Here is a 22853-nt window from a genome sequence, read left to right as displayed (position 1 = left end):
GTCCGACAGCAGCAGTCGTTTCAACCTCGGCTATTTTCATGAGAAAATGTTGACAACTATTAGCTGGTTTAGTTTAATCGCCCCCACTTTACTTCGATAAAAGGGTCAAGTTCTTGTCGTTCGTCCGCGACAAGAACTTGACCCTATAAAATCAAAAACCCACAAGTTATTCGGGTTTGAATCGAGCTATGTTCTTATCGTCCGATAAATATTTAATTGATAATATTTATCGGACGATAAGAACTTGACCCGTTAAACGACAAGAACTTGTCCGATTGTCCACAGATTAAATCGGCTGCCATCTTGATAACCATTTTCTCTCCTTTTCAGGAATTATTCGACTGTTTTATTTGTTTTTTGCCCGGCATGTCGTGTGCAACCACGTATCGTTCAGATGGTCCAGCCGGATCGTGATGTAATCGCTCGAAGAGGCGGCCAACTTGGCGGTCTAGTGGTGGTCCGCCGCATTCGGACGATCGCGGCAGTCCGTTCTGTCGCGCGGCCCCGGTTTAAGACGGTTGCGCTTCTTCCCTTCGCAGAACCCTGATTGCGTAGTCGCGGCCGAACCGCGGCGAGAGCGTGGTCCAGAACGAAAAGAGCGCCTTTTCGATTTCGGCCATCGCTTCCGTACCGCCGGCGTCCACCATGTCGAATCCCGCTTCTGAGCCCAGCCGAAAGACGGTTTGATTGGCTTCTTCGTCCTCGCCGCTCATGATGAGCGTGGCGTTCGCCCCGCCGAACCGCGGGTTCGCGAGCGCCTCCCACGTCGACGTATGGAACGCCCGCACGACGCGTGCGCCATTCGCGAGCCTCCGCACTTCCGCGTCCGCCGACCGCCCGTCAAACAACATCGTCGCATTGACGACGATTTTCCGCCGCAGGTCTCCCGCCTCCTCCAGCACTCGCTCGATTTCCGTGCCGGGAACGGCCAATACGACAATTTCGCCGAACGCGGCCGCTTCCTTGACGGATGCCGCCGCGGCGTTCGGGCCGATCGACTCGAGCAGCGCGCGCATCCGTTCGCTTTGCGGATCCCGCGAGCCGAACGTCACCCGGTGACTTTTCGTCGCCCATGCTTTCCCCAACGTACCCCCGATGTGTCCTGACCCGATCATTGCAATGTTCACGCTCGCATCTCCTCTGCAAGTGTTTTTGGAGGCTCGAACGCCGGAACTTTCGAAACGTTTACGGCGTTCCGTCCAACAGCTCGTTGTATAGACGAATGTTGTTTTTCGTCCGATCGATCAGCTCGTCGAGTTCGCGGCGCTGCGTCTCCATCCGGGCCAAGTGGTCCGTCAGTAGGCCGATTCGATCCCGGAGAACGGCTTCGTCTCCGTCGATCATCGACGAGAGTTCGGTCACGCAGCGGTTCGTACTCGTGAACGACTTGATCTCTTCCAAAGACAATCCCAACCGTTTCAAACATTTTAGTCCGGACAGCAATCGGAGATCGTCGTCACTAAACACGCGCGCGCCGCCCGACCGTTTGCGCTGCGGCTTGAGCAGCCCGATTTTCTCGTAATACCTGAGCGTATCGTGTCCGAACCCCGTCATCTCTACGACTTGACCGATCGTGTACAACGCGCGCGCCCCCTTTCATTCCTCATTCTACTTGCTGGAGGCGACTCCAGGTCAACTCCCGCGAAGCAAAAAAATTCTCGATGCCACTTTACTTCGATAAATTGGTCAATTTCTTGTCGTTCATCCGCGACAAGAAATTGACCCTTCAACTCAGATTATTTATCTAGTTCAACCCATTTGACGTCGTGGGTTCTATCATAGCCATTAGCAAATACAGTGACATACCCCGCGCTTATGTATTTAACTTTAACGCTTTTGAAAGGAACATAGTAACCACTATCATGTTCTTCGGTCTTACATTTCTCGTTAAATAACTCAGTAGACTTAACAATACTACCGACTCCGATCTTCTCCATTTTGGAGTTTCGTAATACATTCATATGTTTACCCCCACAACTTTAATAGTTTCGGTTAGGTCGTAACCTTGAACCAATTATCAACATCGATTCCCGGCTCTCGCCTAGAGGGTCCAAAGTGCTGGCCAGTCTATTAATTCTTTCATTCTGGACATACCTTCCTCAAAATAAGAATAATTGATATGAAATGTCGATGTCCCGGATAAGGTGCTGTCATATGGATGCTATAATTGTCAAAAAACCACACTCAATCGCGTCGCTTATTGTATCTGGTCCAAGCTTCCTGCCTTCAAGCAGAATACGTCATACTTACGAAGGGACGACGAATAACTCGCCTGCCGATTAGCCAAAAGGAGCGATTTGAGCCAAGTTAGTTCGTTTCCACGGTATATCTTGGGTTTATGTTGGATGCGCTGGCATTTGTCCTAGGGGCTCGGCACTCTCATGTCCCATATCGTTGACGGTGCGGCCGGACTTTCACCGGCAAGTTGCTTATTCAACAACCAAACATACAGCAAGAGCTCTCCAGCCCAGTGCCAAAGGGATAAAAAAACTAAGACATCTGCTCGATTTTGCAAAGGTCAGATGTCTTTTTGCTTTTTAGAGGCTTCGCTATGATGTGAAGCGTTAGTTCTTCAGTAGCCTCACCTCGAGCAGGGCGTTTTTCACAGTTTTATAAATCATGTAGCCCTTTCGAGTCATGCTAAAAAAAGAAATCGGGCTAGGGTCCAGTAGCCGCCTCAACGCTAGGCGAGCCCCTCTACCGGGCAACAGACAGATGATATGTTCATCTTGGTTTGTTAAATTTTATGGGTAAGCAAACTAGCTGGAAGGAGCGAAGCAAGTGAAAACTGTATTACGCATCATTATCTATCTCATCGTTTTTGTTGTCGTCGTGGGGGGGACAGGCGCGGTTGGGTTCGTTAATACGATGAATGCCGGAATGTCGGTTTACGATAAAGCCGCCCCTACATTGACGAATGTGCAGGTTCCGAAATATGACGCGAACAAACCGACAGTGGCCGTGCTGCTGGCGAACGAAGCGACGGAAGTGTTCGATTTTCTCGTCCCGTACGAGATGTTTGCGATGACTGAAGGTTACAATGTATACGGCGTTGCCCCCGATCGCGAAATTAAATCGCTGACCGGAGGACTCGATGTTGTCCCGCATTATTCGTTTGACGAAATGGACACGATGCTCGGCAAAAGCCCGGACATTATCGTCATTCCGTTTATGCCGATTTTGGACGAGAAAAAATATGCGCCAGTCCGAGAATGGATTCGGAAGCACTCGAGCGCCAAGACGACATTGCTCACCATTTGCAACGGGGCGGAAAACTTAGCGGATACCGGCTTGCTGAACGGCAAATCGGCCGCGACGCATTGGGGAGACATCAACCGGCTCATTAAAAAATATCCGGAAATCCAGTGGGTGGAAGATCGGCGCTACGTCCCGCAAGGCAATATCGTATCTTCTGCCGGTCTGACATCGGGAATCGACGCTACGCTATACGTCATCGCCCAGCAACTGGGCGAAGCGGCGGCGAAGAAAGTGGCGAAAGAGATGAACTATCCCTCTTACGATTACGTAACAAACCCGCAAATGGAGCCGTTCGTTGCCGGGTTGAGCGATATAACGTACGTACTGAACAACGCTTATCAATGGAACAAAGTAAAGGCGGGGGTGCTGCTATATGACGGCGCCGATGAATTGGATTTGTCCGCCGCATTCGATACGTACGCCGCTTCCGGTACGACGACGACATTGACCGTTTCCAGCGCGAACGAACCAATCGTAACGAAGCACGGCCTGAACCTAGTCGCGCGTTATCAGATAAAAAACGTGCCGAAGCTGACGAAAATGATTGTCGTAGGCGCCGATGCCGAGTCTGCAGCCGCCGAAGACATCAACCTATGGAAGAACAGCGGCAACGGCGCGAAACTGCTGTTCCTGCACCGCGACGCGGCGGATCGGTTTGCAATGGATCCCGCATTCGAGGATTTGGCGGAGCAGGAGGATATCCGGACGGCGAAATTTGCCGCCAAGCGGCTCGAATATCGCGCCACCGACCACCTGAAGCTGGAAGGCAGCTCCTTCTCATTGGAAGCGTTTGGCGTACCGGTTTTGCTCGGCGTCCTGTCCTTGCTCGTCGCTTTTTTCATCGATCGGCGCTTCATCCAAAGGAAAAAGGGATCGTCCGCAGATATAAGCGCATCGAGGTAGCGCTGTTCTATCTCTAAAAGAGAGCAATTGAGGGGATGATTGAGTTTAATGACTAACTTTTAATTCCAGTTCGTGTTCGTTGTTTGATTTTATCGGATGGTCTCATTTGGAGTCCAGCCCCACCTGCATTCATCTAGTCTGACGTCACAATTGATCCGTCCTCGGGAATAGAACAGCGAAACATTATGGTTTTAAAGCATGGCAAACCTATTTATCTAATAAGCCTAAACCAAATAGCAAGGACATACATATCTTACTTTATACCAAGTGGACAGGAGGTGACCAACCATAAAATGAAAGGTTCACTTAAAATGGTGCTCAAAAAAGGTTCCCTTAAAACGGTACTCCAACATAGAACATCCACATCCTTCATTCGTCAACTCATCACGTTTCTCTTCCCTAACATTTTCCCTGGGACATCGGTCGTTACCCGGTCTTTCCGAGTTAACCAACTTATAAACGTAGGAGAAGTGATCGTGTCTCAAAGCCGAGCAGCTGGTAGCATCGCCACCCCTATCGTCCGATATCAATTCGTAAATGCTACGACCGGACAACCGGTGACCAACAGCGTTACCGTGACGGGGACCCGTATTGTCGTACTGCCTTTCACTCTTCCCTCTGGAACTTTCCGACTCAGAATTACCAACGTTGGAACGGGGAATGTTCGGGTAGAAGGAGTAATCCTCGTTTTTTAAAGACTAGCGTAAAATAGTCCCGACCTGTCACCAGGCGGACTATTTTTTATTTTTCGTACTCTTCGCTCTACTCACTTCTTCCCTGCCCTTGTCTTCATATATCCTATTTCCCCCTAGAGTTCGGAAGTTACCAGATTGCATTCCTTATGTATTAAACATTACTGCCCTTTTACTTAACGAGGCTGCCGTATACGTATCGGAGATAATGTTCTTGTCAACCGACAGTATCGTTCGTCCGAGACAAGAACTTGTCCGATTAATAACTAAAACCCGCAAGTAATGCGGGTTTGAATTCTCGATATAAAATACGTAAGCCCCAATTGATGCGAATCTGTTTTGGTAGGAGCAGTTCCCTATTGATCTACATAGTAGACATCCTCAAAAACCCTATTAACATCGACGCACGGCCGCCGAACAGATCGTTTGCAAGCTGGAAGACATCCTCTTCGCTTACTTCATTCGCCGACTTGCTGCGAATCTTATCGGCCAACTTATCGTTTAGAATTGCTCGAAGGGGAGCAGGCGCAAAGCATTTAAGAGCGAAGAATGCTTCCGCCGCTTTACCTACCCAGCCCTCGCCTTGACCCAAATTCACCTTCAATTGCTGCTGTCTAAGAGCCTTGTCTCGCTCCAGATCGGCAATACATGCAATCCCATCCGCGGGTACGCCGGTTCGCTCAAACTGTTCGCTTGGCGCGTTATGTTCAAGCATCAGCTTCGCCATAAGCCGGATCATGCTAAGCTCCGTTTCCGGATCATCGATCGGATTTTCCTGCTGGGGGTCCTTCTCAAGATCAAACAATATATGACCATACAGATAAGGATTGATGAAATTGTTACCTTTGATTTTCAAGACCGGACACCCATTACTAAAAGGAAGCGGCTCGACTAATTCCATCTCTTTCAATTCTTGGACATCGAACATCCTATTCATATGTGCAGGCATCAAAGTGTACTCATACAAGGGACCGTTATTCACGTCCTGCGCTCCCCGCATGTAGACGTATCGTCCATCCGTGCAGTTGATATGACCGCCGTGCATCCCGAACAAAGCTCCATCCCTGATGCAAGCGCCGCTTTCGATCACATCATGCAGCGATTGACCTTGCACGGTTTCCGGCACCGGAACATCGAAGAAATGAAGCAGCGTAGGCGCCAAGTCAATCGTCTGAACCAAAGCGTCACTGCGTTTATTTTTGACCCCGAATCTCGGATCCCACACAAAGAACGGTATATTTACGATCTCATTGTAAAAAGGCTGAATATTTTTCCCCCACCATTGATGCTCGCCAAGCAGGAAGCCGTGATCCGTATTGACGATCAGCATCGTGTCCTTCCATAGATCATAACGATCGAAAGTATCCAACACTTTTCCTAAATAAGCATCGCACATACTTACTAGCGCCGCATATTCAAAGATCATATGCCGGACTTCTTCCGGCTCTTGCGTCACCTTCGCATAATCCGGCCAATCGTAATGCTTCCCGTCGTACTTATGCGGATATAAGTCCTTATACTTCTGTTTGGTGAAGAAAGGCTCATGAGGATCGAACGCTTCAATCTGCAAAAACCATCGATCCTGCTTGCAATTCCGCTCGATGAATTCGATTCCTCTCGCTACCGTGACAGCAAGGGGCATATCCGCTTCTTCCTTCAAAAATTGACGGTTTACCCAGTCTTGCCTCCATAGACCGCCCGGCTTCGGATTGCTTAACGTCTCCGGAATAGGCGGTTCTTCCACTTGCCCTTTCCATGGGTCTCCTTCTTGTCCTCTGGCAAACTCCCATGAGTTATATTTCGTATGGTAAGTCGCTCCGCCCTCTTCGAAATAATGATTATGATCTGTCGTTAGATGCGTGTATACCTTGTTCTTCTTCAACAATTCGATTGCCGACACGTCATACGGTTCCAATGGTCCCCAGCTTCGATGCAAAAAGTTGTAACGCCCCGTATGCAATTCTCTGCGTGCGGGCATGCAAGGCAAGCTGCCTGCGTAGCAACGATCGAACGTGACCGTTTTATCGGAGAGCCTCGCAAAGTTGGGCGCTTTGATCCAATCACATCCATAATTCGGAAGCATTCGTTTATTCAACGAATCGAACATAAGCATGACCGCTCGCATTTCTGTCAACCGTCCTTTCGCTTACCTGTACTTGTCAGCGCCAGCAGCACTTTATGCCGTTTGCTTATTCGACAACAAACGAAGCCTCTGCCTCTTCGCTGTCCCGATATCCGATACGTCCCGCTTTAGCCAAAATACGGATCTTGCCGGCGTGTATCTTGATTGGTCCTGTGTACAACTTCCAACGGGGATCGTCATCGACCGTATACGCGATGGAAGCCCCTTGCGTCGCCGAGTGAAGCATGATCGCGGTCGGCTCGTCAAAGGCTCCGCTATATACGGCATCCTTTCCCGGCATCCGGCTATTAATTGGAATGATAAGCGGTTTGGCGGTTTGCGGCTGCACCCTGTCAGGCCACATGCGGGCAACCATCTGCTCTTCGGGAATATCTCCCCAGCTATCGTATTTACCGCACCAATCGTCGAGCAACTTTCGCATTCGATGCAAAGGCTCGCCATAAGCCGGATCGGCAGCCAAATTACGCAGTTCGTAAGGATCGTTCAAGCAATCGTACAATTCTTCCGCAGGTCGACCATTTTGCAAGAGTACCTTTTGATCGTCAGTCAACTCGCCTGTCATATTCAGCCTCCAAAGCTCCTGCCACATTGGATGGTCATGACTGAATGGAATCCACTGCAGGTAAGGCTGCAGCGGATAATCGTTGCGAATGTATTTGAATCTGCTATCTCGAACCGCGCGTACCTTGTCGTAAGACTCGTCGTAACGGTCGCGGGTAGCGAAAATGCAATCTCTCGGTTTGGCCTGTTTCCCCATGAACGATTGACCTTGCATATATCTTGGGACGGATAGTCCTGCCAAAGATAGCACCGTCGGACCCAGATCGATCATACTGACCATTTGCTCGCTGATTTGTCCGCTTTTCACGTGACCGGGCCAACGGACGATGAGCGGAACGCGAATCCCTGCATCGTACGTCCAGCGTTTGGCACGCGGCAGTCCTTCGCCGTGATCGCTCCACAACATGACGATCGTATTGTCCGTCAAACCATCCTCTTCAAGCTGCTGAAGGAGACGACCAACGTACTCATCTGCGTTTGCCACAAGGTCATAATGTTTGGCAAGCGCCAAACGCGATTTGGGTGTGTCGGGAATATACGGAGGAACGTTAACCTGATCCGGGTCGGTAAGAAGCGGCTTGTCTCCATGGATTTTGCGGATTGCTTCCGCTATTTCCGCCCTCCATATGCCGCTTTCATGAGTAAACATATAGTTGAAAACGGCGAAGAAAGGCTGTCCGGGTTCCCGTTTCCGCCAATGCGCTTCCATCCCGTTCTCGTCCCACGCTGTTAATGGCGCCTCGAACTGATAATCCGTCTTCCAGTTATTCGTGCAATAATAGCCGTTTGCGCGCATCATTTCGGGAATCGTCTTGACATGAGCGGGAGGAACCGCATAATACGGTGTTGGCAGCTCCGGCATCAATGGGTTCGTATGCCCGGTACGCATGTGATGCGTTCCAATCGAAGTCGGGTACATCCCCGTAATGACTGAAGATCGGCTGGGGGCGCACACGCCAGCTACGGCAAACGCATTTCGGTACAGCATGCCATCGCCGGCCAGCCTGTCGATATGGGGCGTGCGTGCCAAGGCATCTCCATAACAGCCCATTCTAGGGCTCGTATCTTCGAGCGTAATCCACAAAATATTCGGTCTTCCTGCTGTATGGCTCAACACGCGACACTCCCGTCCGATTCTTTTTATATATAACCCTATTACGTATCGGCTTCGGATCGTTCTCTATCTTCCGCCGTAGACTTCCGGTCACTCCAACCTTCTCGCCGTAGGCTTCAAATCGTTCTCTGCCTTCCGCCGCCTTTCGCTTGCAAGATCGGCAGCAATTCTTCGATGCGGCCAATATGATAATCCGCCATGCCGCATAAGCAAGCCTCGCCGATGGCCGCAACCCACATACCTCCTCTGACCGCCGCTTCCACCCCGGCTGCCGCATCCTCCACGACCAGGCAGCGGTCCGGGCGCACCCCCAATTTGCTTGCCGCCAGCAAAAACACTTCGGGATCCGGTTTGCTGCAGCGAATTTCATTGCCGTCCGCTACGGCATCGAACTTATGCATAAGTTCGAGCCGTTCAAGAATATACGGAGCGTTTCGGCTCGAGGACCCGATTGCCAGCTTGATGCCTTCGCCCCGCAAAGAATCAAGCGTCATCGCGGCTCCGGAGGGCAAGTCAGCTGCAGATAAAGATTGCAGCATCTCCTTGTAGTACCCGTTTTTTCGTTCGGCGAATTGCATTTTCTCCTGCGGCGAATATTGGCGTGACGCCTTTTCCAAAATGATATTCACGCATGCCATCCGGCTTACGCCCCGCAGCCTGTCGTTAGTCCGTTCGTCGAACGGAATGCCCTCCTCGTCGCACATCCGCTTCCATGCCAAATAGTGGTAATGGTCGGTGTGTACGAGTACGCCGTCCAAATCGAAAATAACCGCTTCTATGTTCATCGTTTCCTCCGCGTCATCGTCTTACAACTTCGCTTCCCAACAGCCGCAGAATGGGTCTACCGGGCTTATTCCTTTGAAATCCGTTCTGCCGAGCAGCTTGTCGACAACCGCATCAATAATCGTCTCGCTGCCCGAATACGCGTTAATGTACGTTTGGACCCGCGGAACATCCTGCAGATGATATGGGCTCGCTACGGAAACAAATACGGTAGGAAGCTCCCGGACAAACCAAGGGACATCGGCGGCGAGAAGCGGCTCCCAATCGAGGCGCACCGTAGTCCGGTTGCTTGCCGGTTCGACGTTGGCGACGTATAGCGCCAAATCGTATTGCTCGCGCAGCTCCCCTACCCCGCTGAACATCGCTCTGAAGTCCACATTTTTGTTGTCAAAAACGGTGACTTCGAACCCTTCCGCCTGTAATTTAGCGATCAAATAGGGAGAAATGGGCGTACTGCGATGGCCGCCACCGTCGCCAAGCACGTATAGCAGCATGCGCTTGTGCGTAACGACGCCGATCGGCAGTAGCTGCTGCGTATCCTTAACGAGCGTGACCGCTTGATCGGCGCATTCCTGCGCCCATAGCCGATGCTCGTCGCATTGCAAAACCGCCAGCTCATCCCGTCCCGGCACAAGCGTTCCTTCCCGCTGCCGTTTATGCAAACCGAGAGAAGCTTTAAGCGCCAAAATGCGCGTGACCGCTTCATCCAATCTTTCCATCGTCAAAATGCCGCTCTCCAGCCCTTTTATCATATACAGGAAATCCTCCTGTATATTCTTGTTGAACAGGAACATGTCGCAGCCGGCGGCGATCGTTTTCGGGACGGCGATTTCCCGCTTCTCCGCCATCATAAAGCCGGCCATCGGCGTAGCGTCTGTGACGACGAGGCCGTTAAAACCCAGCTGCCGGCGAAGCAGCGTACCGATCAGCTCGGGCGCCAGCGTGGCAGGCATCAGTTCCTCATCGGCGATGCCGGGCACAAGTTTCCGCGAATAAGCAGGAAGCATAATATGGCCGACCATGACGGTCTTGGCTCCCGCTTCGATCAGCTCCCGATACACCATGCCGAACGTCGCTTCCCATTCGTCCACGGATAGCGAATTGACCGTTGTCAGCAAATGCTGGTCGCGTTCGTCCACGCCATCGCCGGGAAAATGCTTGACAGATACGGCTAACCCGCTCTTTTGAAGACCTTCGGTATACGCTTTAGCCATCCTTGCGACTCTAGCCGGATCGGAGCCGAACGATCGAACATTCGTGATTGGATTGCGGAAGTTGAGATCGATGTCGACAACCGGCGCGAACGACCAGTTGCAGCCGACGGCTCGCCCTTCTCTGCCGGCTACAAGCCCCAATTTATAGGCAAACTCTTCATTATCCGTCGCCGCAACCTGCATCTGCTTGCCGAAATACGTGCCGTCCGCCGTTATGCCATTACCGCCGGATTCCAGATTGGCTGCAAGGAGCAACGGCACCTTGGAATGCCCCTGCAAAAAGCGGTGCGCTTCCTGCATGCGCTCCCCCGGACCCGGCCGGAACAACATGCCGCCCGGCTTTACCCCCTCGATTAACGTTTTCAGCTGCTGGCGATCATCCGTCATCCCGATCGGACAAAACAACTGCCCGACTTTCTCTCTCACATCCATCTCAGCTAGCGTCTTACGGACCCACTCCATATCCTCTTCCTGCAAATAGAACGGTTTAGCCGCCAAATTTACCAAGAACGTTCCCCCCTGCTCATAGATGCATGGCATTCTTTTCAGCTGCCAGCATGGCCGATTTCGAGACCGGCAAATAGTTCGATTCCGTCCACAACACCACATCCAGCGCCGTTATTTCCTCCAACGCTTGGATGATCTTATCTTCGTTATGCATCTTCTCCGTAAAGCTGAGCTTCATCGCCGGCATGCCTCCGGGTTCCGGAGGGGCTTGCTCCTCCGGAACCAACTTTACGTTCGCGATTTGAATGCCCTTCTCGCCGAATTTGGAGGCAACCTTCCCGAGAACACCAGGCACATCGAGTATCGTAAACGTAACCTCATGTATTTTGCGGTGGCGCATCAAATGCTTTTCCCACTTGTTCAGCACATATAAACTAATAAGAATAAAAAACGTACATAGAAAAGCCACAAATAAAAACCCCGCCCAAAACTGCGGCCAGAACCATGCGCACAAACATATCCCAGTAACCGAGATGCCATATTTGCGAAGCGATGCCGTTCAATATCGCCTCCCCCTTATTCCAGGCACATATGCTGCAGGGCCTCACGATTTTGCTTCGCTAGGCCGAATTCCTCGGCAAAATAAGTGTCGGCATTGCCGTACGTCTTTTTGATCGAACCGAAAACAGCTTCCATGAATTCTTCCTTTACGCCCAGCATATGTTCGATATTTTGCAATTCGGCATCATTTACGTGCTCGGCAAGCCGACTCAGCATGTTCCCGTTAAAAGCTTTCATCGTTTCATTCGTAAGCAAGTAGTCTTCCATGACCGTTCGTTCCGGCACGCCGAGCGCCAGCAGGATCAAGGCGGCACCGACTCCCGTTCGGTCCTTGCCCGCCGTGCAGTGATGCAGCAGCCCAAGATTGTTCGAATCCTGGATCATTTCCATCAACCGTCTATAGGACGGGTTGCCGAACGGAAGCTTCGCGTACAATTCCAACATCATCGTATCGGCGCGAAATTGTTTGAAAAAGCCGCTTTTAACCAATTCGACGATAAAATGCTCACCGCGGCCGCCATCATTCGCATTCCCCGGCATATTGATTTGCGACGCTTGATCCGCTTGAATGGCGGGTATTCGAATATTTTTCGCGCCGTTCAACACCGGGTCCGGCTTTTTGAGCGCTTCATAGTCATCGCGGTAGTCGAAAATCGTTTTGATATTTAAGGCTTGAAAAGCCGCAATATCTTGCTCCGACAAGCCGGTCAATTCATCGGAACGAAAAAAGAGACCATATTTGACTTTCCGGCCATCGGCAGTTCGATAGCCTCCCATATCTCGAAAATTATGTGTTCCTTCAAATGGCATTACCCTTTGCATACGTCCACTCCTTAGATGATTTTTTGGACAAGGATAAACGCCTTGCGTTTACCGTTGACATTTACTATGATAGACCGTTATTTCTGCGTTTTCGCCCATTCGTCAAGCTGCTTCTGTTTCTCGCTTATGATTTTATCGCTGCCTGCCGCCTTCAATTTAGCGATAAACTTCGGCAAATTTTCCGCAGGATCGAGCGTCCCGGTTTCCAAGCCGACGACGTATTCGGTTAGAACGTTAGTGACCGCGGCCATTTCCGTCTTCACCTTCTCCACGTCGAAAATAAAGCCAAGCGCTTTCGATTTTTTGGAGCCCTTATTGAACTCGTCCATGATCGTCCAGGAATTTGGATCTTGATCCGACCACGTGTAGGACAGAAATTGATTGCCAAACATATAAGGCGTGTTGAAGTTATAGCCGTTATTCGCAATATCTACGCCAGCGGGAAAGTCGATAACATTTTCCGATTTTTTCACGTAATGCTTTCCTTCGATTCCCCAAGCAAAAAGATTGTACAACTGTTTATCCGAATAGAGCAGATCGAGTACCATCATCGCTCTTTCCGGGTCCTTCGAATTTTTCGGAATCGACCACATCATGCCCGTGATCGAATCGGTGGTCGCATACGCCGGCGTCATCCGCACCACCGTCATCTCTTTGCCGCTTTTCCTGGATGCTTCTATTTCAGTGCCGGGCTTCAAATTCGAAAAATAGGCAAACGCCTTTCCGGCCTTTACGAGCTCCCTGCCGTCTTGTTTGCTTGTGGAGGCGTCCTTCAGCAAATAACCGGCTTGATACCATTTGCGAAGGACATTCAATTGATCCGCATATTGCGGGGTTTCATACCAGTTGACCACCTTCATGTTATTGTCGTAGTCCGGCAATACGCCGACACCGCCGCTTAGGCCGTCATAGGGGACATAACCTGCGTAGAATGGACCCGTTCCGGGATTTTTGGCGACTAGAGGCACCATATTCGGCTCGTTGTCTTTGATCGTCTGGAAGACGGCGTCCAGATCGTTGATCGTTTTGATTTTGCTCAAATCGATTTTGTATTTGTCGACAAGATCCTTGCGCATCAAGATGCCGTAATCGGAAGCCATGTCTTTTACGGCCGGAATCGCATAGCTCTTGCCGTTTATTTTGGATGCCGAAAGCTGATATGGCGCAAGCGCTTTTTTGATGCCGCCCCCGTTTTTCTCGATCAGCTCGTCCAATGCAGACAATTGCCCTTTCGCCACTTGCGTGCTGTAATTGAACCCGGTCGAGGTGAACATCAGATCGATTTTCTCGTTGCCTGCGAGCATCAGGTTCGTTTGCTGCTGCCATGCGCTGATACTGATCGGCGTCAATTTGACGGTCGCGTTGATTTTCTCCTTCAAAATGTTGTTCATTTCGTTCTGGACGGCTTGCAGGTCCTTCTGGTCGCTTCCAAAGAATGCCATCGTCACCTCGTATGGCGCCAAATCTTTACCGCTCTTCGTCGCAGACGGTGTCGACTCTTTCGTACCGCCTTCGTTTGCGGCACCGCAGCCTGCAAGAAGCATGCCCGATGTAAGAACGACCGTCAGCCCCGACTGCATTACGTTTCTTTTCCTGTTCATTCTTGAAGCCCTCCTCTAAATATGCTGCTTATGCTAACCAGTGGATTACTGGATAAAGCCTTACCCTTTGACCGCCCCGATCGTAAGACCTTTCACGAAATATTTTTGGAAGAAAGGATACGCGATCAGAATCGGAATGATCCCAACAACAGCCATCGCCATACGTACTGTCTCCGTCGGAATGCTTGCGGCCGAATCGCCTTGATTCCCCGCGAAATTGCTGCTGGTCAAAAATTGAATGTCGAGCAAAATCCGGTTTAACAAGTTTTGCAGACTAAACAGCTTGCTCTCCGTTACATAAATCATGCCGTTAAACCAATCGTTCCAATAGTGGATCGTTTGGAATAACCCGACGGTCGCCAGAATCGGAAGCGAGAGCGGCAGCACAATCTGCACGAACGTTCTGAATTCTCCGGCTCCGTCCATTTTGGCCGATTCGATGACGGGCGCCGGAATCGAAGTCACAAAAAATGTTCGCATCAGCATGACATAGAAAGCATTTGTCAAAAGTCCAGGCACGATGAGCGCGAGCAGCGTGTTTTTCAAATCGAACAATTGGGTGTACACCAAATACGTAGGCACGAGCCCGCCGTTGATCAGCATCGTGAAGAAGACGAAGAACGACCAAAATTTATACATTGGCATATCCTTGCGCGATAACGGGTAGGCAAGCAGCGAGGTGATGATCAAGCTGACTGCCGTCCCGATGACGGTGATCACAATCGTAATGCCGTAAGCGCGAAAAATTCTTTCGGCATCATGCCACAAATACTGGTAAGCGGATAAGCTGTAGGCCTCCGGGAAAAAGGAATACCCGTGACGAACAATCGACTGCTCGTCCGTTATGGACGAAATAAACAACAGGATGAACGGGAGGATGCAAGCGACTGCGATGACAAGCAGAATCATGTTGACGAACCATTGCCAAATCGAATTTTTCGTTTTCAAGTACGTTCACTCCCTCAAGGATAAAACCTTTTGCGTTTATCAATGGATTATAAGCTCTTCCTATTTGAAACCTATGTTTTAAAACAAGGCGTTGTCGCTGTTCCTAGGTTTTAAAACAAGGCGTTGTCGCTGTTCCTTTTTCTGACGATATAGTTGGACAATAAGACGAGCACAAAGCCGACGAGCGATTGATACAATCCCGCAGCGGATGACATGCCGATATCGCCGAGCGTCATGAGCGCGCGGTAGACATACGTATCGATGACGTTCGTCGTCGATTGCAGCGCTCCCGCATTAAGCGGCACTTGATAGAACAAGCCGAAGTCGGAGTAAAAGATGCGTCCGATCTGGAGCAGCGTCATGACCGTAATAACCGGAACGATAAGCGGGACCGTAATGCTCTTGATCTGCTGCCATTTGCTCGCGCCGTCAATCGTTGCCGCTTCATAATACTCGGGATCGATCCCGATAATAGCGGCTAAGTAAATGACGCATAAGTATCCGGCGCTTTTCCAGATGTGAACGAGCGTCAAAATGTACGGCCAATATTTCGATTCGCTGTACCACGATATATCCGCTATCCCGAGCATCGGCAGGATCGTTTTGTTGACGAAGCCGGTTTCCAAGCTGAGCATCGCGAACACCAGATAGCCGACGATCACCATAGAAATCAAGTAAGGAAGCAAAATAACGCTTTGATACAGCCGAGAAAGGAATCGTTTCTTTACTTCATTGAGAAGAATCGCTACGCCCAGCGCAATGATCAAGTTGAGAAAAATGAACGACACATTATACAGGATGGTGTTTCTTGTAATGATGAGCGCGTCCTCCGTTTTGAACAAATACTCGAAATTTTTAAACCCGATCCAATCGCTGCCGAAAATTCCTTTGGAGTAGTTGAAATCTTTGAATGCAATAACCACGCCGAACATGGGCAAATAGTTATTGATGACGATGTAGATGATCCCCGGAAGCATCATGAGAAAAAGTACGCTGTACTTCCTTGATCTGCCAAGCCTCTTTCCGATAGCGAGTGACTTCATGTGACATATCCTTTCCTGATGGTTTATGATTACATGTCTTGTAGCCATCTTAAATCAGTTTGAAATCCGTAACTAACGGTAATACGACTTTCTGCGAACACTTTTAAGACTTTGTATTTACCAATAATAATTATGTGTTTACCATCGGTAAACTACTTTAAATTATAAAATCGAATTGTTCGCGCATGATCAACTTCATGTAAAGAATTTGTGAAAGAATCTCATCGCGCATAAAAAAAGATGCCCTCTCATCGAGAAGAGCATCTTGCCTTGTTCGTACAAAGTATATGGAAAAACAGGCTGGTTATTGCTTGCCCTGCGGTTTAATATACGTTAGCGCCATGGCCGACATCTGTTCCAGAATATCGGCGGGGTCGACGCCTTGATCCATATGCAGCACCTTTCCTCTAACGATCATCCGCTGCAAGGCGGCGGTTACGACATTGCTCAACGTAAAGGTAAGGATTTGGATATCAATGTCGGTTCTAATCGAACCGTCCGACATCCCTTCTTCCAGCAGCACATGGAAGGGGTGGGTGTTGCTTCGCATAAATGAAATATACCGGCTTTCAAGCTCCGCATTCACATAATCTTCCCTATAGAACGCGTCGAACATGGCAATAAACCGGACATGGCCGACATTTTGCCGTGAAGCGCTTATCATATGCTCCAGCAGATCCCGAATCTTTTCGAAGCCGTTGCCTCCCTTGGGAAGATCCATTGTGACGGCCCTCCAAAAAGCGCTTAAAACGTTGATTTGGACTTCAAAAATAATATCGTCCAGAGATCGGAAATATTTATATAGCGTGACCTTGCTAATGCCGCAAAACGCTGCCACATCCTTGAGCGTCACCGAGGGCAACCCCCGTTCCAGGAACAGCTGCTGCGCGCCTTGAATAATATCTTCACGCCGCTGGCTTCTATGCTGCTCCAATTGCTCCTTCCATCTGGGGTCCATGAACATCCTCCCATCCTGAAACATCGAGTATCATTTTAGCATGCTTGGAATCACGCACCAAGTCGCGCCACGCCATGAAATCATTAAGAATTTGTAAACGCCTTCGGCATCGGGGCGTGCCGGCCTAGCTTTCCCGATTCGTTTTACGGTAGTCTTGCGGGCTCATATTCGTCGCTTTTTTGAACATTTTGGCGAAATGGGAGAAGTTCGTCTTGAAGATTATGGATCGAACGCGTCGCAGACGCGGCTCGTTCCGGCGTTACGTATTCGGAAACGATCTTATGTGCCTGCATGCCTTTCACCGTCAAAACATAATGAATCATCTGCAAAAAGTCTTGATAAAACTGCTGCAATAGTTTCGCACTCAAGCCTGGCTTCTTCTTTAACGAGTCCAGACAGGCAGCAACCTCGACGAGCAAAAAATCTTTGGATCCCTGCTTCAGCAGCTCCGCCCAGCCGCTCATGGCAGGCAAATCGACATGCTCGTGGATGATGGCCTGGCCGGTGGCCTTATGGAACACCCCGCTTTGCCAAGCGACGTTGTCCTTCTCCATCGCGAGCAAAGAGGCAACCATCTCACGCATCTCTTGAATCGATACCGGTTTGCCGATATAGCAGGAGAGATCGCAATAAAAGTTTCGTGCGCAAGCATCGATATACTTACGGCAGTCTTGCTCGATCACGCGAAGATCGCTCAGCCTTTCATCGGATGGAAGAATGATAAGCAGGTTGCCGGCATCCATATTCACGATTTGCCCTTCCGCTTTAAGGATCAATTCCTCTGCGGCATTCCGCAGTGCATATTCCATAATATTTTGTTCTCTCAAGGTCAACGATTTACGCCAAAGCTGAACGCTTATCAAGACCGGCAAAAATGTCGCCGTTTCGGTAAACGGGAAATTTTGCTTGCTCAGAATATCCTTGATGGTTTCGGAGTTTGCGGGAATTTTCTGCTTCAGCAAATCCAGCCAGAAGCGTTCGGCGAACATCGGCTGATGCATGGACCAAAGCCGGTAATAATGCTTGTACATCTCGTTGAAGGATGCGAGCTCCCGCTCTTTTCCGATTTTGTCGACTGCTTGTACCCGATTTTTTCCGTATCCATTAGGCAATCCCACTTGTAATCGTCGTGTTAAACTTGCAAATAATACTTTCTGTAAGCGCATTCGAATTTACCCAAAATTTTAAACCTTTTCACCCATATTTATCCTTGAAAACGTCGTTTTTGAGTTATTAACCATATTCATCATTTAAACAATTCACTCATCCAATCCCCCCTATCGATCCGATCATATGCTAAAATCTTTATATGAATATTACCACAGGGACAATGAACAATAACAAAACTTTTTATATAATTCAATTATTATTAACCTTCAAAAAAAAATCTCAAGGAGGCGTTACATGCTTACTATCAAATCTGTCATTTATGACGATCGCATCGAAAAATGGAGCATCAACGACAAAAAAGTGCCGCATCATATTCTGATTTTCGTATCAAGCGGAAAGGTAGTCTACCATCTTTTGGATCAAGTCGTCGAGCTGAAGCAAGGCGACGTGATGTTCATTCCGGCCGGAACGAGCCGTTCCTGTCAAAACGAAGACAAAGAGCTGCACCAGAAATATTCCACCCACTTCACTTCCACAGGAAATGCGGATGCCGCTCTTGCTCCTTTGAGGGCAAACGGCTTCTTTACCTGCAAAATCCAAAACGAAATCTACTTTAAGCAGCGGTTTTCCGTCCTTTTAATGCAATGGTTCAACCAAACGTCCGGCAACGATCTGATTTGCGAAGGAATCTTGACGGAGCTGCTCGGGTGGGTCATTCAGGAACATTCCCGGAAACAAGGCGTGTCCGCGGTCAAGCAGGATCTGATGAATCGGCTGCAGTCCTACATTATTCACAACCATTGCAAACCGCTCCGCCTGTCCGATCTCGCCGATCACATTGAGCGTTCGCCAAATCATGTAACCAAATTGTTCAAAGAAACGCTTGGACAAACCCCGGTTGAATACATTCGTCAAGTCAAAGTATCCGTAGCCTGTGAGTTGCTCAAGAACAGCGGGATGACGATAGCGGAAATATCCGATCATCTCGGGTTTTGCGAGCAATCCCATTTCCACCGCGTCTTTAAAACATGTACCGGACTTGCACCATCAGCCGTTCAGAAAGGACACCCCGTTGCATTCATGCCGCTCAGGGAGATGATTCTTCGCTCCAGGCAAACTTCTTATTGATTGAATTGTTCAAATAACAATTTTTCCACTCATGGATGACCGCACGAATATATATTAAAATTTCCCCTGTAGAATCAATTAATCTGATTATTTGTGGATAAAGGAGACGAATGAGTCCCTTCGAACGGCAAGATAATCATGATTAAATCACACAAAAGATGGACAGGAGGAATCAGGTGAATAAGCGGAAAATCCGCCTGGAAAACCAATACGTCGGTCTTGCCTTCGACAGCGTGACAGGCGAACTTGTGGAGCTCGTGAACAACATTACCGGCGAAAATCTGTTGAAAAATTGGTTTCGCAATCGCAGTATGCCGTTCGCTCTGATGCTGAGAAAAGGCAGCGAAGAGCCGTTTTGTGTCGGAGCCCCGGCTTCTCGCGAAGCGGCGGTCAATAACAAGCTGAAACCGCACATCAGTTTAGCCTCGTCTGAGGAAGGCATCTCTGAGATTCGGATGCGGTACGAACACCTTCACTCCCCCGTCGGGGATCTTCACATTGCCGTGGAGATCGGCGTCCGGATTGTTCCGGGCGATCCGGAGACGGTTTGGACGATCCGGTTGGAGCACCAGGAACCGGATATCGTCGTGGAAGAGGTTCGTTTTCCATGCTTATTCGGCGTGTACTGGGGAGAGACGTGGCAAGACGATACACTTGTCTATCCGTTCAATGCCGGTGAAAAAATTACGAATGCGGTGGAAACATACGCCGCCCCCCCTTCCATCATCCATTGGAAGTGGCAGGATTACAAGTACAACTACTATTTAAACGGAGTCAATTCAAAAAGGGAAAAGGACGGTTCGTTTGTTCGGGAGCATCGATATTCCGGGCCTCTTTCCATGATGTGGCTGGATTATTACAGTGAAGGCCATGGCCTCTATCTTGCCTCCTACGATGAGCAATTTCATGTGGCAGGCTTGCATTGCGAAACGTTCGGCCCCGCCGAGCCGGGCATGGGCTTCAATGCCATTCGGTATCCATTCCTGGAAAATGAAGAAACATGGAATTCGGGACGATATGCCGTTGCAATTCATCCGGGAGATTGGCATTGGGGGGCGGACCGGTACCGGGGATGGCGGAAGGGAGTCGGCAGCGAACGCGAGATCGCCGTTCCGGAATGGTTTGCAAAGAGTGCCGGACTCGTAGCCCATTATGACTTCAAATATCAGGATGGAACAATTGTTCATAAGTTTCGGGACTTGCCCCGGCTCTATGAGCAAGCAAAGCAAATGGGACTCAATCATCTGCTCCTGTCCGGCTGGCATGTCGATGGTTTCGACCATGGCTTCCCGATTTATCGGCCCGACCCGGAACTGGGCACCGCCGAGGAGCTGGCTGAACATGTTCAGGCGATTCGCCGGAACGGCGGTCATGTGGCGTTTTACATCAATTCGAAATTATTGAATATGGAGTATGAGGAGCTTACATCATTAAGAGATGATTATGCCGTGCACAACCGTACCGGACTTATGAAGATCGAACGTTACGGCGACGACAACCTTTCTTTTGCCGTCTTATGCAATGGATCGGAAGGCTGGCGGCACTATTTGTTCGAAACGGTTCGCTTTTTGGTGGACAAAATAGGGGCGGACTCGATGTACTTCGATCAGTTGGGAATGTCGCCGCCGCAGTTTTGCTTTCGCGCGGATCATAACCACCGCCACGACGGATGGAATATCGGATATGGTCAGTTTCTGGACCAGGTCAATGAACGGTTCGCCATCGGCTCGATGTACGAGGGTGTTACCGACATTCACGGAAACAAAATATGCGGACAGCTGATCTCGACATTTTTTTATCACCATAGCGGAGCTTTTCCGGAATTGTATCGGTATACGTTCCCCGATCAGAGGCTGATCGATATGATTTACCCTTCTAAAAAGCAGGCCATGCGTCCTGTACACGTCTCCCAGGTTTCCCGGGACATGATCGACCGGGCGTTTTTGATCGGATGCTACTTGTGGATGTATGACCTTGAAAATGACAATACGTTCCAGAGCGATCCCGACATGCTGAACTACGTGATGAAGGTTGTCCGGCTGCGAAAGCAGTGGCTGGAGCTTTACGGCCAAGGAACATTTCTTGATGATACCGAAATCGTTCATTCGACGTCTGGAGTAACGGCAAAGACCTTCCGTTTTGAAAATCGGGAAACGATCATAACCGTATGCAGCCGGAATCCGGAATCGGCATGGACGATCGATTTCAAACCGAAGGGACGGACTGTGAAGAGTGCTGTTCTGTATGAGTTAGCGACAGATTCTCACGAAGGCGAGCCGGCTTCAAATTGCAAAATACTCAGTGTCACTCCGTTGACGCACGAGGGTGAGCCGATTATGCAGATCACCGCAGCATCGGCAAGACTGGCTTTCATTCATATTCTTTACGACGAGATGTAAGGGGCAATGATGCCGGAAATGAACAGCGATCCTACTGAGCTTGTTGTCATTAAGCAAACAAACGCAATACATTTTTATATCAAAGGAACGAATCCGAAAAGCAACCGTTATCTTCATTATCAGTTGAAGCGATTTCAGGTTCCATTCGATGCAGATGCCGTCAAACCGAATCATAACTTGGATGTATGGCGAATGCATGAGGTGTACGAGGTCGAACGAATCGGCGCGTATTCGTTTGCGAACGTCAGATCAGGTCCTATCGTGCACGGAGGCGAATGGGAATGCGCAATCATGGAAAAGGACGCCTCGGATTTCATGGGAGGAAATGCCCACGGGGACGAGATTATGTTAAACGCACGTTTTTTCTTCGACGATGTGGAGCAGGATCCGAGCATTCCCGGTACATTTACATGCAGATCCATCACTTTTATTTCTCATTCCCGATTATTCCGGGATATCAAGCATCTATCGGCAGGACAATGGATTGTAGATCCGACAAGAAGCATCCCCGTAGCCAAACATTACAAATTGTTTCGCATCCATTCCAGCCGGATTTGCCTGGACCAAGAGATCGAATGGCTTGTCGACACGGCGCTGAGCCGCTCCTATTTCGCCATGCTGCCGATCAAACGGAAATTACTCGGGGCTTCGGCCGACCAAATAACCGATCGCCTATGCTGCGATTCCGATCCTGAAGCTTACGATATATCCAGGGATGGATTTACCCATGAAGCGAATCGGAAACGTCCCGGTATCAGGAAAGTGATGGCATGGGGAACATCGTCTGGGATTTCCGCCGAACTGGAGATTCAAGAACGGAACGTATGGCTGCCGAATGAAAATCATCACGTCTCGAATGCGGAGCTCTATAATAAATTGTACTTCGACTTCTCCGGAGAATGCAGCGTCAGTCCGGGTGATGTCTGGTTGCAAAAAGCCAAATATGTCCTTAACACGGTAAACTGACGCGATAAATGCTATTTAAGCGACGATTCCTGTTATGCAGCGCATGGTCGCCATAGTCGCCATCTCAGGGAACATCTTGTTAGCAAAATTCCGAAACAGCCCTAACGGCGCCGGCAATGCCAGCAAGACGTTCCCAATCTGCGGCGTTATTCCGGTTACAAAGAAGTCTATTAGCAATTTACTTTACGAAAGAGGTGACGGC

General features: G+C 49.6%; 17 protein-coding genes. 4 read left to right on the top strand and 13 right to left on the bottom strand.

Going from position 1 to position 22853, the window contains the following annotated elements:
• Positions 1-509 precede the first annotated feature (509 nt).
• Together ACKGJP_RS12570 and ACKGJP_RS12565 are read right to left on the bottom strand one after the other, a co-directional pair.
• Positions 510-1127 (bottom strand): NADPH-dependent F420 reductase, encoded by a 618-nt coding sequence (locus ACKGJP_RS12570; protein WP_409345975.1) that lies wholly within the window; start codon positions 1125-1127, stop codon positions 510-512.
• A 58-nt stretch (positions 1128-1185) separates the two neighbouring features.
• Positions 1186-1581, bottom strand: coding sequence for a MerR family transcriptional regulator (locus ACKGJP_RS12565; protein WP_409345974.1), 396 nt, complete (start codon positions 1579-1581; stop codon positions 1186-1188).
• Between the two features lie 1200 nt (positions 1582-2781).
• On the opposite strand from ACKGJP_RS12565, the gene ACKGJP_RS12560 reads away from it, so the two are divergent.
• Positions 2782-4161, top strand: coding sequence for a DJ-1/PfpI family protein (locus ACKGJP_RS12560; protein ID WP_409345973.1), 1380 nt, complete (start codon positions 2782-2784; stop codon positions 4159-4161).
• Between the two features lie 1056 nt (positions 4162-5217).
• Here the strand turns inward: ACKGJP_RS12560 and ACKGJP_RS12555 are convergent.
• The 11 genes from ACKGJP_RS12555 to ACKGJP_RS12505 all read right to left on the bottom strand — a co-directional run bounded on the left by ACKGJP_RS12555 (position 5218) and on the right by ACKGJP_RS12505 (position 18166).
• The gene (locus ACKGJP_RS12555; RefSeq protein WP_409347147.1) at positions 5218-6978 is read right to left on the bottom strand and encodes a sulfatase; all 1761 of its coding nucleotides are present in this window, start codon (positions 6976-6978) and stop codon (positions 5218-5220) included.
• Between the two features lie 64 nt (positions 6979-7042).
• Entirely contained in the window at positions 7043-8671 is a 1629-nt protein-coding gene (locus ACKGJP_RS12550) for a sulfatase-like hydrolase/transferase (protein ID WP_409345972.1), read from the bottom strand.
• A gap of 116 nt (positions 8672-8787) precedes the next feature.
• On the bottom strand, positions 8788-9456 hold the full coding sequence (pgmB, locus tag ACKGJP_RS12545; protein ID WP_409345971.1) for a beta-phosphoglucomutase: 669 nt from the start codon (positions 9454-9456) through the stop codon (positions 8788-8790).
• 21 nt (positions 9457-9477) lie between these two features.
• On the bottom strand, positions 9478-11175 hold the full coding sequence (locus ACKGJP_RS12540; protein WP_409345970.1) for a glycoside hydrolase family 3 protein: 1698 nt from the start codon (positions 11173-11175) through the stop codon (positions 9478-9480).
• Positions 11176-11191: 16 nt separating this feature from the next.
• Positions 11192-11584 (bottom strand): hypothetical protein, encoded by a 393-nt coding sequence (locus ACKGJP_RS12535; protein WP_409345969.1) that lies wholly within the window; start codon positions 11582-11584, stop codon positions 11192-11194.
• A 107-nt stretch (positions 11585-11691) separates the two neighbouring features.
• Positions 11692-12498 carry a tyrosine-protein phosphatase gene (locus ACKGJP_RS12530; protein WP_409345968.1) on the bottom strand — a complete coding sequence of 269 codons (807 nt, stop codon included), beginning with the start codon at positions 12496-12498 and terminating at the stop codon, positions 11692-11694.
• A gap of 77 nt (positions 12499-12575) precedes the next feature.
• Complete coding sequence (locus ACKGJP_RS12525; RefSeq protein WP_409345967.1) at positions 12576-14099, bottom strand: ABC transporter substrate-binding protein; 1524 nt, start codon at positions 14097-14099, stop codon at positions 12576-12578.
• Positions 14100-14159: 60 nt separating this feature from the next.
• A complete protein-coding gene (locus tag ACKGJP_RS12520) occupies positions 14160-15047 on the bottom strand; it encodes a carbohydrate ABC transporter permease (RefSeq protein ID WP_409345966.1) in 888 nt (295 codons plus the stop codon).
• Between the two features lie 110 nt (positions 15048-15157).
• Positions 15158-16090 carry an ABC transporter permease gene (locus tag ACKGJP_RS12515; RefSeq protein WP_409345965.1) on the bottom strand — a complete coding sequence of 311 codons (933 nt, stop codon included), beginning with the start codon at positions 16088-16090 and terminating at the stop codon, positions 15158-15160.
• A 304-nt stretch (positions 16091-16394) separates the two neighbouring features.
• A complete protein-coding gene (locus tag ACKGJP_RS12510; protein ID WP_409345964.1) occupies positions 16395-17048 on the bottom strand; it encodes a TetR/AcrR family transcriptional regulator in 654 nt (217 codons plus the stop codon).
• Positions 17049-17191: 143 nt separating this feature from the next.
• Positions 17192-18166 carry a hypothetical protein gene (locus ACKGJP_RS12505; RefSeq protein WP_409345963.1) on the bottom strand — a complete coding sequence of 325 codons (975 nt, stop codon included), beginning with the start codon at positions 18164-18166 and terminating at the stop codon, positions 17192-17194.
• A gap of 286 nt (positions 18167-18452) precedes the next feature.
• Here ACKGJP_RS12505 and ACKGJP_RS12500 point away from each other — a divergent pair, with 286 nt between their 5' ends.
• The 3 genes from ACKGJP_RS12500 to ACKGJP_RS12490 all read left to right on the top strand — a co-directional run bounded on the left by ACKGJP_RS12500 (position 18453) and on the right by ACKGJP_RS12490 (position 22651).
• Positions 18453-19286, top strand: a complete 834-nt coding sequence (locus ACKGJP_RS12500) for an AraC family transcriptional regulator (RefSeq protein WP_409345962.1) — start codon at positions 18453-18455, stop codon at positions 19284-19286.
• Positions 19287-19462: 176 nt separating this feature from the next.
• Positions 19463-21685, top strand: a complete 2223-nt coding sequence (locus ACKGJP_RS12495; protein ID WP_409345961.1) for a DUF6259 domain-containing protein — start codon at positions 19463-19465, stop codon at positions 21683-21685.
• A gap of 6 nt (positions 21686-21691) precedes the next feature.
• Positions 21692-22651, top strand: a complete 960-nt coding sequence (locus tag ACKGJP_RS12490) for a hypothetical protein (protein ID WP_409345960.1) — start codon at positions 21692-21694, stop codon at positions 22649-22651.
• Positions 22652-22853 lie beyond the last annotated feature (202 nt).

Origin of the sequence: Paenibacillus litoralis (genome assembly GCF_046244365.1) — a bacterium.
GTDB lineage: Bacteria > Bacillota > Bacilli > Paenibacillales > NBRC-103111 > Paenibacillus_V.
The sequence above is the reverse complement of the archived record's forward strand: the minus strand, read 5'-3'. Positions and strand labels throughout refer to the sequence as shown.

Coding starts and splice junctions, on each gene's coding strand:
- ACKGJP_RS12510 (WP_409345964.1), bottom strand. CDS start 17,048: ATGGACCCCAGATGGAAGGAGCAATTGGAGCAGCATAGAAGCCAGCGG.
- ACKGJP_RS12530 (WP_409345968.1), bottom strand. CDS start 12,498: ATGCAAAGGGTAATGCCATTTGAAGGAACACATAATTTTCGAGATATG.
- pgmB (WP_409345971.1), bottom strand. CDS start 9,456: ATGAACATAGAAGCGGTTATTTTCGATTTGGACGGCGTACTCGTACAC.
- ACKGJP_RS12500 (WP_409345962.1), top strand. CDS start 18,453: ATGCTTACTATCAAATCTGTCATTTATGACGATCGCATCGAAAAATGG.
- ACKGJP_RS12515 (WP_409345965.1), bottom strand. CDS start 16,090: ATGAAGTCACTCGCTATCGGAAAGAGGCTTGGCAGATCAAGGAAGTAC.
- ACKGJP_RS12555 (WP_409347147.1), bottom strand. CDS start 6,978: ATGCGAGCGGTCATGCTTATGTTCGATTCGTTGAATAAACGAATGCTT.
- ACKGJP_RS12490 (WP_409345960.1), top strand. CDS start 21,692: ATGATGCCGGAAATGAACAGCGATCCTACTGAGCTTGTTGTCATTAAG.
- ACKGJP_RS12525 (WP_409345967.1), bottom strand. CDS start 14,099: ATGAACAGGAAAAGAAACGTAATGCAGTCGGGGCTGACGGTCGTTCTT.